This window comes from Salinicola halophilus, assembly GCF_003206155.1.
Lineage (GTDB): Bacteria > Pseudomonadota > Gammaproteobacteria > Pseudomonadales > Halomonadaceae > Salinicola > Salinicola halophilus.
Genome location: NZ_PZJV01000001.1, coordinates 446,736 through 458,851, shown reverse-complemented (window position 1 = coordinate 458,851; position 12,116 = coordinate 446,736). Strand labels below are relative to the sequence as shown.

The following is a 12,116-nucleotide window of genomic DNA, read 5'->3' as shown; positions in this document are numbered from 1 at the left end:
GCCGCTGTTTTCGCGCGCATTTGGATCAATGGCGCGGGACCCGGCCTTGATAGGCTGCGCTTCGTCCGATGCCTCAGGCATCTCACCGTTGTCGACAGGAATACCTACCAGGAACCCCTATGAGTGCACCCGCCATTCAGGCCGCGCTTGCGCAGATGCAGGCGCTTTCGACCCAGGCAACCGGGCAGACCGGGGCCGCGACGCTGCCCGCGGATGTCGCCGGCGAACCCAACGGCGGTTTCGCCGGCGAACTCCAGGCATCGCTTGGACGCATCAATGCGATGCAGCAGTCTGCGAATCAGCAGGCGATGTCGTTCCAGTCGGGCGATACCGACGTCGCGCTCAACGACGTCATGATCGACATGCAGAAGGCGAGCGTGGCGTTCGATATGGGGGTTCAGGTGCGTAACCGGATGGTGACGGCCTACAAGGAAATCATGGGCATGCAGATCTGACGTCGAGCGCTTAGCCGGCGCTCGTGTCGGAATCTCGACGTACGCTGCGTTGCCGACGATGCGCGCGCCAGGTCGAGACCGAGTAGATTGCAAGCCCGATCCAGATCAGGACGAACGTTGCCGACTGCGCTTGCGACAGCGGCTCGTCGAAGACCACTAGCGCGATGAGAAACTGAAGGCTCGGGTTCACGTACATCAGAAAACCGAGTGTCGCCAGCCTCAATCGCCGGGCCGCGCCCGCAAAGGCCAGCAGCGGAAGCGTCGTGACGACACCACTCGTGATCAGCAGCGCCCCGGTCGAGACGCTCTGGGTAAAATGTGAAGTCCCTGTCGCCGTCAGCCAGGCGAAGGCGCCGAGCGTCACGGGGGCGAGCAGGGCGGTTTCGGCGAGTAACGCCGAGAGCCCGTCCAGCGCAATCCTCTTGCGCAGCAGGCCATAGGTCCCGAAGGTCGCCGCCAGCGCCAAGCTGATCCAGGGCAGCCTCCCCAGCCAGATCAACTGCAGCACGATACCTCCCACGGCGAAGCCTATCGCCACTGCCTGCCATCGCCCCAGGCGTTCGCGCAGCGCCAGCATCCCCAGCCCGATATTCACCAGCGGCGTAATGAAGTAGCCAAGGCTCGCTTGCAGCACGCGCGACGTTTCGACCGCGTAGATGAAAAGGCCCCAGTTCGTCGCAATCAGTACGGCGCACCCGGCCACGGGCAGCAGCGTTCCGGGGCGACGAATGCCGACGCAGACGCCGGGCCAGCGACCGAGCAGCGTCACGACCCCCATCAGGAAAACGCAGGACCACAGGATTCGGTGGAGCAGCACTTCTGCGGCAGGAACGGCACCGAACAGCGCGAAGAAAAGGGGAAAGCAGCCCCACAGTGTGTAGGCGAGCAGGCCTAGGCCGACGCCGGCCCGGGCGGGGCCATCATCGGCGGGCTGAGAAATGCGTGCGGTCGGCGATGAAGGAGCGGTCATTGGCGGGGCTGCCGGCTTCGAGTTGGCGGGGCGGACAATCTATCATGAGCAGTAACGGGATGGCCGAACGATCGGCCAGTCGCCTCGAACCCTTGTATCTGGAGACGTCAACATGAGTGATTTGCGCGTCAGTCTCGTTCAGACGGACCTGCACTGGGAGGACCCGGCTGCCAACCGTCGGGATATCGAGAAATGCCTCGTTTCCCTCGATGCCGGTGAGACCGACCTGATCGTGCTGCCGGAGATGTTCGCCACGGGTTTTACCATGCGCCCGGAACGCTTTGCGGAATCGGCCGATACCAGTCCCACGCTCGACTGGATGAAGGCGCAGGCGCGCGAGCGCCGCTGCGTGATGACGGGTAGCCTTGCGATTCGCGACGGCGAGCGCTGCGTCAATCGGCTCTATTGGGTCACGCCCGACGGGCAGGTAACCCATTACGACAAGCGCCATCTCTTTCGCATGGGGGAGGAGCCTCTGCACTATGCCGCGGGCGATGAGCGCAAACTGGTGACTCTCAAGGGATTCCGGCTGCTGCTGAGCGTCTGCTACGACCTGCGCTTCCCCGTATGGCTTCGCCAGCAGCCGTCGTCGTCGTCGGCACCATTCGAATACGACGCCCTGCTGTGTGTCGCCAACTGGCCGGGCGTGCGTCGACAGCCCTGGCGCACGCTGTTGCAAGCGCGCGCCGTCGAGAACTTGAGCTATGTCATTGGAGTCAACCGCGTGGGCGAGGATGGCAACGGGCTGAGCTATACCGGTGACTCGCTGCTGGTGGACTTCAAGGGTGACCCGTTAGTCGATGCAGAGGCGGGGCGGGCGTTCGTCGAGACGGCAGTGCTTTCGAGAACGGCGCTCGATCGGTTTCGCGAGCAGTTCCCCGCGTGGCAAGATGCCGACCGTTTTCAATTGGATGAATGATGATGCGTTTGGATCGATTTTTGAGCGAGTCCACCGATTTGACTCGCAGCCAGGCCAAGCAGGCGCTGCGACGGGGAGAGGTGAGCGTCGACGGTGAACCGGTGCGCAGCGGAGCGCTACACGTCGACGACGAGCAGGATGTGCTCTGGCTCGGAGAGCCCATCGCCCGGATAGGCTTTCGGTATCTGATGATGCACAAGCCCGAAGGCGTCGAATGTTCGCTCAAGCCGACCCATTACCCGTCAGTGCTGAGCCTCATCGAGATCGAACAGCGGGAGCGACTGCACCCGGTAGGGCGGCTCGACGTGGAGACGTCGGGACTCCTGTTGATCAGCGACGACGGCCAATGGACGCATCGCGTCACCACCCCCAATCGGGACTGTCTCAAACGCTATCGCGCCACGCTTGCCGAACCAATGGACGAGAAGGACGCGGAGCGAGTCACGGCCCGTTTCAAGAAGGGCGTTACCCTCGAGGGCGAAGACAAGCCCACCAAACCGGCCACTTTCGAGCGGCTGAGTGAGCAAGACGTCCTCATTGGTGTGACCGAGGGTCGATACCATCAGGTGAGACGCATGATGACGGCGGTCGGGCACTCCATCGTGTCGCTTCATCGTGAATCGATCGGTCCACTTGAGCTCGATCCCGACCTGGAGCCTGGCGAATGTCGCCACTTGCGGCCGGAGGAAATCGCTGCCTTCTAAAAAGAGGGCATGATGATTTTCGGGTTTATACCGTTATCTTTTATATTTAAACATCGAAAAAATCAGACGTATGCCGCTTGAATAAGCTCGCGAGTATGCGACGACTGCGGGGCCTGAAAAACGGCCTCGATATCGCCGCATTCGACCAGCTTGCCATTCTTGAGCACCATCACTCGATGCGACATGGCTCTGACGACGGCCAGATCGTGACTGATGAACAAATAGCTGATGCCATGACGGGTTTGAAGATCCCGAAGTAACTGTATGAGCTGTTTCTGCACGGTGCGATCCAGAGCCGACGTCGGCTCGTCGAGCACCAGCATGCGTGGCCTGAGAATCAGCGCGCGCGCAATGGCGATGCGCTGACGTTGCCCGCCGGAAAACTCGTGCGGATAGCGATCCCCGCAGTTGGCGGGGAGACCGACCTCGGCAAGCACTTCAGACACTTGCGCCTCGATACGCTCGGGCGTGAGATCCGGCTGATGGAAGCGCAACCCTTCACTGACGATATCCGCCACCGGCATCCGCGGTGACAGCGAACCGTAAGGATCCTGAAAGACGATCTGAAACTGGTGGCGTCTCTGACGTAGGGCACGACCTTGAAGGGTATCGAGACGTTCGCCATCGAAGGTAATACGGCCATTGGCCGTCAGCAGTCGCAGCAGCGCGAAGGCGAGGGTGGATTTACCCGAGCCGGATTCACCGACCACGCCAAGCGTCTCACCCTGACGTAGCGAGAATGATAGCGGTTCGAGCGCGACGAAGGGGGGCGGGCGACGTCCCAACAGCGGTTTGGCGCGAGCGAAATTCACGCTGAGAGCCTGCGTTTCCAGCAGCACCGGCGCATCGCCGGCGATCGCCGGCGGATGCCCCTCGGGCACCGCGGCGATCAGTTCGCGACTGTAAGCCCTCTGCGGCGATGCAAACAGCGTCGCTGTCGCGGCGGTCTCGACGACAGCGCCGGATTTCATGACCACGACGCGGTCGGCATGGCATTGCACCAGATTCAGGTCATGGCTGATGAGGATCACGCCCATTCCCTGCTCGCGGCGCAGCTCGTCGAGCAGCGTCAGTATCTCGCGCTGCACTGTCACGTCGAGCGCCGTGGTCGGTTCATCGGCGATCAGCAGTTCGGGCGCATTGGCGATCGCCATGGCAATCATCACCCGCTGTCGCTGTCCGCCGGAAAGCTGGTGCGGACGTGCCGTGAGCATGTCATCGACTCGGGGCAGGCGTACCCGCTCGAGCAGTTCCCGGCTGCGCCGGGTCGCCTCACCGCCGCGTAACCCCTGATGCAGCCGCAGCGTCTCCTTCAACTGCTTCCCCACGGTATGCAGCGGGTTGAGCGAGGTCATCGGTTCCTGAAAGACGAAACCGATTCGCCCCCCGCGCAGGGCATTCCACTCGCCTCTCGGCAGCGCCCCGAGATCGCGCTGCGCGAAGCGCCTCACGCCGGATATCTCGCTACCGGGCGGCAGCAGATTCAACGCCCCCAGAACGCTCACCGACTTGCCCGAGCCCGACTCACCCACGACCGCCACCGTCTCCCCGCGATCGACGTGAAGATCCAGCGCCGTGACTGCCTGGAAATCGCCGAAGCGGATCGCGAAATCACGCAGTTCGAAAATCGTCGCAGGGGTCATGGCGAGCGCTCCGGTGATCGGGTGGTTGGCTGCGGCATCGACGTCGGCATGCGAATCCGGGGGTCGAAGGCATCGCGCAACCCCTCGCCGATGAAGACCAGCAGGGAGAGCATCACGCTCAGCGTGACGAAGGCGGTGATCCCGAGCCAGGGCGCCTGCAGGTTGTTCTTGCCCTGCGCCACGAGCTCACCCAGGGAAGGAGACCCGGGAGGCAGCCCGAACCCGAGAAAATCGAGCGCGGTCAGCGTGGTGATGGCACCGGTGAAGAGAAACGGAATGAAGGTGAGCGTGGCGACCATCGCGTTGGGCAGCACATGGCGCCACATGATCAGTCTTGATGGCAGGCCCATGGCGCGGGCGGCGCGAACGTATTCCAGATTGCGCGCGCGCAGGAATTCGGCGCGCACGATGTCCACGAGCCCCAGCCACGTGAAGAGCAGCATGATGCCGAGCAGCCACCAGATATTCGGCTCCACCAAGCTTGCCAGGATGATCAGCAGAAAGAGGACCGGTAGCCCCGACCAGATCTCGATGAGCCGCTGTCCGATGAGATCGATCTTGCCACCGTAGTAGCCCTGGAGCGCGCCGATGCTCACGCCGATGACGAGAGACCCGGCGGTGAGCGCGAGCGCGAACGCCACCGAGAGCCGAAAACCGTAGATCACCCGCGCGAAGACATCCCGCCCCTGGTCGTCCGTGCCCAGCCAGTGACGCGGCCCCGGGGGCGAGGGTACGGGGCCGCCGACATCTCGATCCAACGTCTGGTAGTCGAAGGGGACCGGCGGCCAGATCGCCCACCCGTGGGCCTCGATCTGTGACCTGACGAAGGGGTCGTGGTAATCCGTCGTGGTGGGAAGAAAACCGCCAAAGGTGGTCTCGGGGTAGTCGACCACGACCGGCACGTACCAGTCCCCCTGATACTGCATGACCAGCGGCTTGTCGTTACTGATCAGTTCGGCGGCAAGGCTCAAGATGAAGAGCATGCCAAAGATCCAGAGTGACGCCAGGGCCCGCCGGTTATGGCGAAACACGTTCAGTCGTCGACGCGTGATGGGCGATAGCCCGCGCCTGCCACGGGTCGCCGGGAACAGAGATGAGAGTCGCATCACGCCTCCCGGCTCGCGAAGTCGATTCGTGGGTCGACCCAGACGTAGGTCAAATCGGAGAGCAGCTTTAGCAACAGCCCCATCAACGTGTAGAGATAGAGCGTGCCGAAGATTAGCGGATAGTCGCGCTGCATGACCGCCTCGAAACCTAGCAGGCCGAGACCATCGAGCGAGAAGATCACCTCGATCAACAGCGAACCGGTGAAGAAGATGCCGATCAGGGCCGCTGGCATCCCCGCGATAATGATCAGCATCGCGTTACGAAAGACGTGGCCGTAGAGCACGCGGCGTTCGGAGGCGCCCTTGGCTCGCGCCGTCAGCGCGTACTGCTTGTGGATCTCGTCGAGAAAACTGTTCTTGGTGAGCATGGTTAGCGTGGCGAAGCTGCCCACGGCCGACGCCAGTACCGGCAGGGTGATGTGCCAGAAGTAGTCCTGGATCTTGGCCAGTACGCTCAGCTCATCGAAATTCGCCGAGGTGAGCCCGCGCAGCGGGAACCAGTTCAGGTAGCTCCCGCCGGCGAAGACGACGATCAGCAGAATCGCGAAGAGAAAGCCGGGGATGGCGTAGCCGACCACGACGACACCGGATGACCAGACGTCGAAGGCGCTGCCGTGCCGCAGTGCCTTGCGAATGCCGAGCGGGATTGAAATGAGATAGACCAGCAACGTGGTCCAGAGCCCCAGCGAGATCGAAACCGGCAGTCGATCGATGATGAGATCTATCACCGGCCGGCCGCGGAAGAGGCTTTCGCCGAGATCGAACCGGGCATAGCCCTTGAGCATCAGTGCGAAGCGCTCCCAGGCGGGCTTGTCGAACCCGTACTCCTCGGTGAGTGCCTGCCGCAGCTGTTCGTCGACACCCTGCAGGCGCTGCGAGCCGCTGCCCCCGACGCTGTCGCCGCCCCCGCCCTCGAGACCGGTGCTCGCGGTGCTGCTCAGCCCTTCGAACCGCGCCATCATTTGGTCGATGGGCCCGCCCGGTGCCGCTTGGACGATGACGAAATTGAGCAACAGGATACCCAGCAGCGTGGGGATCATGAGCAGAAGACGTCGAAGCAGATAGCTCGCCATAAAGCACTCTCACCTGTCGCCGAGCTGACGTGCCGTAATGGCGGACGCACGTTCGGGATTCACCCACCAGACGCTGAGATCCTGCGTGTAACGCGGGAAGGGCGCGGGATAGTCGAACTTGTCCCAGACGGCGATACGCGTGCCGTCGAAGTTCCACTGGGGCACGACGTAGAATCCCCAGCGCAGTACGCGATCGAGCGCGCGGGCGGCGGCATCCAGCGCCCGGCGATCATCGGCCGCGATCAGGTCGTCCACCAGCGCATCGATCACCGGATCGCGAACGCCTGCCAGGTTGCGGCTCTGAGGCGTCTCGGCGTAGTCGCTGTGCCAGAAGTCGCGCTGCTCGTTGCCAGGGTTGGCCGACTGCGGAAAGCTGCCGACCACCATGTCGAACTGAAAGTGCCGCAGTCGGTCGAGGTACTGATTGACGTCGACCAGGCGAATACGCGCATGAATACCCAGCCGCTCGAGATTGCGCACGAACGGCTGCGTGATCCGCTCCCACTGACTGTCGTAGAGCAGGAACTCTAGCGTGAACGGGCGGCCGGTGGCCCGGTTCACCAGCGTATCGTCGCGGACTTCGTAGCCCGCCTCGCGCAGCAGTTCGAGGGCGCGGCGCAGCCGGGGGCGCAACGCCTGCGGCTGGGGCATTGGCAGCGCCTGATCGAACACGCCAGCCGGCAGTTCGTCTTCGAAGGGGGCGAGCAGCTTGGCTTCTTCGCCCTGAGGCAGTCCTTGCGCTGCCATCTCGGAGTTCTCGAAATAGCTCTGGGTACGCTCGTAGACGCCGTAGAAAAGATGCTCGTTGAGCCAGTCGAAATCGAAAGCGAGCGATAGCGCCTGACGAACACGCGTGTCCTGTAGCGCGGGCCGACGCGTATTGATCACGTAGCCCTGCATGCCCGCCGGCTGACCGTCCGGAATGACCAGGCGCTCGATCGCGCCGTCACGTACCGCCGGCGTGGCGTACGCCGTCGCCCAGCTCTTGGCGCTGCTCTCGAGACGAAAATCCAGCGCGCCGGCGAGAAACGCCTCCAGCGCCACCGACTGATCGCGAAAGCTATCGAACACGAGGCGATCGATGTTGTAGCGTCCGCGATTGATCGGCAGATCGCGGCCCCAGTAATTCTCGGCTCGGCGATAGACGATTTGCCGGCCGGGGTCGAGGCTTTCGATCTCGTAGGGGCCGGAACCGAGCGGCGCCTCGAGCGTTGGCCGCGTGAAGTCGCGCTTCGCCCAGTAGTGCTTGGGCAGCACGGGAAGCTGGCCGAGTATCAGCGGCAATTCGCGGGATTCGTTGTCGGGAAACGTGAAGCGCACCGTTCGCACATCGATCGCCCCGACCGACTCCACGCCGGCGTAATAGGCGCGATAGAAGGGCTGCCCCTTGTCGCGCAGAAGACGAAAACTGAAGACGACGTCTTCGGCGGTTACCGGCACGGCGTCGTGGAAACGCGCTTCGGGACGAAGGTCGATCTCCATCCAGTGCCGTTCGGGATCGAGACGAATCCCGCCGGCCAGCAGCCCGTACATGGTGAAAGGCTCGTCGGCGCTCGACACCATCAAGGTGTCGTAGAGCTGCTGCAGCCCCTCCGCGGGCGACCCCTGAATGATGAAAGGGTTGGTGGAATCGAAACTGCCGTTGGCCGCCCGGCGCAGGGTGCCTCCCTTCGGCGCATCGGGGTTGGCGTAGGGGAGATGGTCGAAGTTCACCGGTAGCGCAGGATCATCGTAGAGCGCGATGGCATGGACGGTCGCGGCCGAGCCAGGTGCCGCCGGTCGCTCGTCTTCGAGACGCTGGGGCGGCTGGGCATCGGCGAAGGCGCGAAACGCGCCTCCCGCCTGGCCGAAGAGGCCGAGCGTCAAGACCAGCAGTGCCAGGTACCTCCAGCGTCTCGTCATGCCGTGCCTCTCCACCGGGGGCGTGTGCCCCGTCTGATGTGTCACCCGCCCGGCGAGAGGCGTCAGCTCCGACGAACAGCCTCAACCCCCGCGGAACGTTTCAATCACGGAGAAACGCTTCAACCACGGCTGGCCAGTGCCCTTGCCGGTACGCTGAGCGTCTGCCCGGGCCGAATGATGCTACCCGAAAGGGCGTTGCTGCGGCGAATTTCCGCCACGCTCGTGCCAAAGCGCGAGGCGATCGTCGATAGCGTGTCTCCCCGCCGCACCACGTAGCGGTTCATCACGCTGCGCTCGGCGTCGGGTACCGCGTCGAGCTTAGCGAGAAAGCGCGATTTCGCGGCGATCGGCAGTACCAGGCTGGCGTCGTCCCGCGGGCGCGTGGAGGCGCGCTTGAACCCCGGGTTGAGCGTTTTCAGCTCGGCGGCCGCGACACCCGACAGCTCCGCGGCCATTGACAGCGACAGCGGGCCATCGGTGTCGACCTCGACGAACTCGGTGCGATCGGGGATCGACGGCAGGGCGACGCCATAGCGGGTCGGGTCCGCAACGACCGCGGAGAGGGCGAGTAGCCTTGGCACGTAGTCCATCGTTTCCGCGGGTAGGCGCAGATGCCAGTAGTCGATCGGCTCACCCCGATTGGCCGCGGCGCGGCGTGCCGCGTTCACGGTACCGGCGCCGGCGTTATAGGCGGCGAGCCCCAGCAATACGTCGTCTTCGTACCAGCGGTCGGCCAGCTGATGCAGATAGTCCAGCGCGGCATCGGTTGCCGCCAGTACGTCGCGCCGGCCGTCGTACCAGTCCGTACGCTCGAGACCCATGGCGTCGCCGGTACCGGGCATGAACTGCCAGAGCCCCGTGGCACCACTCGGGTTGGCGGCCGTGGGGTCGTAGCCGCTCTCGATGAACGGCAGCAGCGCGATCTCGCCGGGCATTCCCTTGGCTTCGAGCCGGGTGCTCACCCAGTGCAGCCACGGGCGCGCCTCGAGCGCGATGCGCTCGACGTGATGCGGGTGCGCTCGATACCACTCGAGCCACTCCGCGACGCGGGGGTTGTCGGTCTCGTGCGAGAGCGTGAAATCCTCTCGGAGTCGGGTCCAGGCATCGGCTGCGGGCTGCTTGTCGAGCACCAGCTGGGACCAGAACGTCGCGCGCCGGGGTACCGCCGAGGCGGGCCCACCGGCCGTCGCGGGAGCGGCGTCGCTGGCCGATGGTGTCGAGCCGGAAGCGCTGTATGAAGCGGTAGCGGCGTGGGCCGCGGCGAGTGAAGGCGTGGCAAAGATCAGCAGACCGCCAGCAAGACCCAACAGCGCCCTGCAGCGGCGTAACGGAAAACTCATGAACTCTCTGTCTCTTTCTACTCGATTCTGCCTGAGCCGCCGGCGCGCCGGCGGCTCAGGCAGAGCAGCGATCTGGGTCCTGTCGGTTCTCGATCGAGCCATTCCCTGGCGTATCGGTCGGCAAGGCGTACATCGGTACGCGGTTAGAAGCGGTCCTTCCACGCGCGTAGCGTGGCGAATGCCGCGGCATCGTCACCGCTTTCACCCTGTGTGGCCAGCGTTCGGCGTAGTTCGGGCTCGTCGAGGCGCAGAAACGGGTTGATGCTGCGCTCTCGGCCGAGGGTGGTGGGAAGCGTCGGGCGGTCCGCGTCGCGCGCGACCTCACACGCGCGGCGATAGTCGTCTCGCTGCGCATTGTTCGGCTCTGCCGCCGCGGCAAAAGCGAGATTCGACAGCGTGTACTCGTGCGCGGCGAACACCTGAGTGTCGTCGGCCAGTGCGGAGAACTTCGCCAGCGACGTGCGCATCTGTTCCGGCGTACCCTCGAAGAGCCGCCCGCAGCCGCCGGAAAAGAGCGTATCGCCGGGGAACAGCAGCCCCGGCGTTCCCGGGGTGTGGAACGCGATATGGTCGAGCGTGTGGCCGGGCACCGTGTAGACCTCGAAGCGCTGGCCTAGAACCTCGCACTCGTCTCCCTGACGCAGCACGTAGTCGATGCCCTCGATCGTCGGATTGTCCGGGCCGTAGACCGTCGGCGCATAGCGCTCGATCAGCTCGGCCACGCCGCCGGTGTGATCCTGGTGATGATGCGTGATCAGGATCGCCTCGAGCGTGACGTTCTCCTGCTCGAGCCATTCGATGACCGGTTGGGCGTCGCCCGGATCGACCACTGCCACGCCGGTAGTGGCTTCCTGGCGAAGCACCCAGATATAGTTGTCCTGAAACGCGGGGATGGGTATGACGGTCAACATGAAAGCATCCTCGTTCGATGAGCGTTCGGCGTCGGCAAGCGTCTGTCGGTCGTGAGACTCTCGGTTGCGTTCGTCTACCGGTCGCGTTCGCGGTCGATGGGAAACGAAAAACGCACTGCCCGCCAAAAAGTCGACAACCTTGGGGAGTTGAACCGCCCGTGTCAAATACGCCAGCCGCGAGCCAGCTCGTCGAGACGGTGCGAACCGGCCGCCAGTTTTGGGAAACGTCGGCAGGGCACTCTCTTTGGGCCGCCGAACGCGCCTGTCTCGGCCCGCACTGCGAACAGCGCCTCGGCGCGGCGAGTCTCCAGCTCGGCATGGCGCCACTGATCAGCGATATGTGCCCGGTACGTCACGCGCTGGATTGGGTGCCGGACCTCTCTCTGGCGCGCTCGCCGCAAACGCTGGTGTGCCTGCCGGCACGCCTGCCGCTGGCCGATGACACGCTCGACCTGACCCTTCTGCATCATCTACTCGAGGCGGTGGAGAACCCGCACCGGGTGCTGCAGGAGGCCGCCCGGGTGACGCGCGCCGACGGACGGCTGGTCGTGTTCGGCTGGCATCCGCTGGGGGCGGCGAGCGTACCGACGAATCGCCGCCCCGAGCCGTGGCATCATGCATGGCGTACGCCACGGCGTCTCGGCGACTGGCTCGCGTTTGTCGACTTCGAGATCGAACGGGTAGACTACTGCGGCTTTAGCTGGCCGGGCCAGAGTCGTGGTAGCCGGCGTTTGGAAACGCTGGGACGACGCTACAATTTGCCGTTGGGGCAGGCTTATCTGGTGATCGCCAAGCAGCGATCCATACCGGTCCAGCCGCTTCGGCTACAGTCATCGCGGCTCGCCGAGAGCCGGGGCGGTGCCTGGAGCGGGCTGGCCCAGCGAGACGAGGCGCACGCCGTACGCTCGCCCGGTAGGGGAGCCGATAGCGGCGCCTCGATTCGTTCGTCCCCGGCATGCCGGCGTGAGTCTGGGGCGCATGTCGCCTCGCACGCCGACGACAGCGGCACGGCTGACGGTCCGCTGCCGCCCCCTGAGCCTGCTTCACACGCATAGCGCGACGTCACCCGAACGTGCGCTCGTGGCCAACGCTT

11 protein-coding genes are annotated in these 12,116 nt (G+C 64.4%); 4 read left to right on the top strand and 7 right to left on the bottom strand.

From position 1 onward, the window contains the following. Positions 1–119 precede the first annotated feature (119 nt). On the top strand, positions 120–455 hold the full coding sequence (gene fliE / locus DOM33_RS02145; protein WP_110665405.1) for a flagellar hook-basal body complex protein FliE: 336 nt from the start codon (positions 120–122) through the stop codon (positions 453–455). Between the two features lie 10 nt (positions 456–465). Here the strand turns inward: fliE and rarD are convergent, their stop codons facing one another. Next, positions 466–1,425: an EamA family transporter RarD gene (rarD, locus tag DOM33_RS02140; protein WP_110665404.1), complete on the bottom strand. Its 960-nt coding sequence runs from the start codon at positions 1,423–1,425 to the stop codon at positions 466–468. A 112-nt stretch (positions 1,426–1,537) separates the two neighbouring features. On the opposite strand from rarD, the gene DOM33_RS02135 reads away from it, so the two are divergent. Together DOM33_RS02135 and DOM33_RS02130 are read left to right on the top strand one after the other, a co-directional pair. Then, positions 1,538–2,344 carry an amidohydrolase gene (locus DOM33_RS02135; RefSeq protein ID WP_110665402.1) on the top strand — a complete coding sequence of 269 codons (807 nt, stop codon included), beginning with the start codon at positions 1,538–1,540 and terminating at the stop codon, positions 2,342–2,344. Further along, a complete protein-coding gene (locus DOM33_RS02130; protein ID WP_338053808.1) occupies positions 2,341–3,048 on the top strand; it encodes a pseudouridine synthase in 708 nt (235 codons plus the stop codon). Before DOM33_RS02135 ends, DOM33_RS02130 begins: the two co-directional genes overlap by 4 nt. A 62-nt stretch (positions 3,049–3,110) precedes the next feature. On the opposite strand, the gene DOM33_RS02125 is transcribed toward DOM33_RS02130, so the two are convergent. The 6 genes from DOM33_RS02125 to gloB all read right to left on the bottom strand — a co-directional run bounded on the left by DOM33_RS02125 (position 3,111) and on the right by gloB (position 11,023). Further along, positions 3,111–4,691: an ABC transporter ATP-binding protein gene (locus DOM33_RS02125; RefSeq protein WP_110665400.1), complete on the bottom strand. Its 1,581-nt coding sequence runs from the start codon at positions 4,689–4,691 to the stop codon at positions 3,111–3,113. Beyond that, the gene (locus DOM33_RS02120; protein ID WP_110665398.1) at positions 4,688–5,797 is read right to left on the bottom strand and encodes an ABC transporter permease; all 1,110 of its coding nucleotides are present in this window, start codon (positions 5,795–5,797) and stop codon (positions 4,688–4,690) included. Before DOM33_RS02120 ends, DOM33_RS02125 begins: the two co-directional genes overlap by 4 nt. After that, positions 5,797–6,870 carry a microcin C ABC transporter permease YejB gene (locus DOM33_RS02115; protein WP_110665395.1) on the bottom strand — a complete coding sequence of 358 codons (1,074 nt, stop codon included), beginning with the start codon at positions 6,868–6,870 and terminating at the stop codon, positions 5,797–5,799. The genes DOM33_RS02120 and DOM33_RS02115 overlap by 1 nt, the downstream gene beginning before the upstream one ends. A gap of 9 nt (positions 6,871–6,879) precedes the next feature. After that, on the bottom strand, positions 6,880–8,772 hold the full coding sequence (locus DOM33_RS02110) for an extracellular solute-binding protein (RefSeq protein WP_110665394.1): 1,893 nt from the start codon (positions 8,770–8,772) through the stop codon (positions 6,880–6,882). 119 nt (positions 8,773–8,891) lie between these two features. Next, positions 8,892–10,112 carry a transglycosylase SLT domain-containing protein gene (locus DOM33_RS02105; RefSeq protein ID WP_162617861.1) on the bottom strand — a complete coding sequence of 407 codons (1,221 nt, stop codon included), beginning with the start codon at positions 10,110–10,112 and terminating at the stop codon, positions 8,892–8,894. 143 nt (positions 10,113–10,255) lie between these two features. Further along, complete coding sequence (gene gloB / locus DOM33_RS02100; RefSeq protein ID WP_110665390.1) at positions 10,256–11,023, bottom strand: hydroxyacylglutathione hydrolase; 768 nt, start codon at positions 11,021–11,023, stop codon at positions 10,256–10,258. A 158-nt stretch (positions 11,024–11,181) separates the two neighbouring features. Between gloB and DOM33_RS02095 the strand changes: the two genes are divergently transcribed. Continuing rightward, positions 11,182–12,078, top strand: coding sequence for a methyltransferase domain-containing protein (locus DOM33_RS02095; protein WP_162617860.1), 897 nt, complete (start codon positions 11,182–11,184; stop codon positions 12,076–12,078). The last annotated feature ends 38 nt before the right edge of the window (positions 12,079–12,116 follow it).

Excerpts from the sequence above, each read along its gene's own strand:
- gloB (WP_110665390.1), bottom strand. The coding sequence starts at position 11,023 with ATGTTGACCGTCATACCCATCCCCGCGTTTCAGGACAACTATATCTGG.
- DOM33_RS02105 (WP_162617861.1), bottom strand. The coding sequence starts at position 10,112 with ATGAGTTTTCCGTTACGCCGCTGCAGGGCGCTGTTGGGTCTTGCTGGC.
- DOM33_RS02120 (WP_110665398.1), bottom strand. The coding sequence starts at position 5,797 with ATGCGACTCTCATCTCTGTTCCCGGCGACCCGTGGCAGGCGCGGGCTA.
- DOM33_RS02110 (WP_110665394.1), bottom strand. The coding sequence starts at position 8,772 with ATGACGAGACGCTGGAGGTACCTGGCACTGCTGGTCTTGACGCTCGGC.
- fliE (WP_110665405.1), top strand. The coding sequence starts at position 120 with ATGAGTGCACCCGCCATTCAGGCCGCGCTTGCGCAGATGCAGGCGCTT.
- DOM33_RS02115 (WP_110665395.1), bottom strand. The coding sequence starts at position 6,870 with ATGGCGAGCTATCTGCTTCGACGTCTTCTGCTCATGATCCCCACGCTG.
- rarD (WP_110665404.1), bottom strand. The coding sequence starts at position 1,425 with ATGACCGCTCCTTCATCGCCGACCGCACGCATTTCTCAGCCCGCCGAT.
- DOM33_RS02135 (WP_110665402.1), top strand. The coding sequence starts at position 1,538 with ATGAGTGATTTGCGCGTCAGTCTCGTTCAGACGGACCTGCACTGGGAG.
- DOM33_RS02125 (WP_110665400.1), bottom strand. The coding sequence starts at position 4,691 with ATGACCCCTGCGACGATTTTCGAACTGCGTGATTTCGCGATCCGCTTC.
- DOM33_RS02130 (WP_338053808.1), top strand. The coding sequence starts at position 2,341 with ATGATGATGCGTTTGGATCGATTTTTGAGCGAGTCCACCGATTTGACT.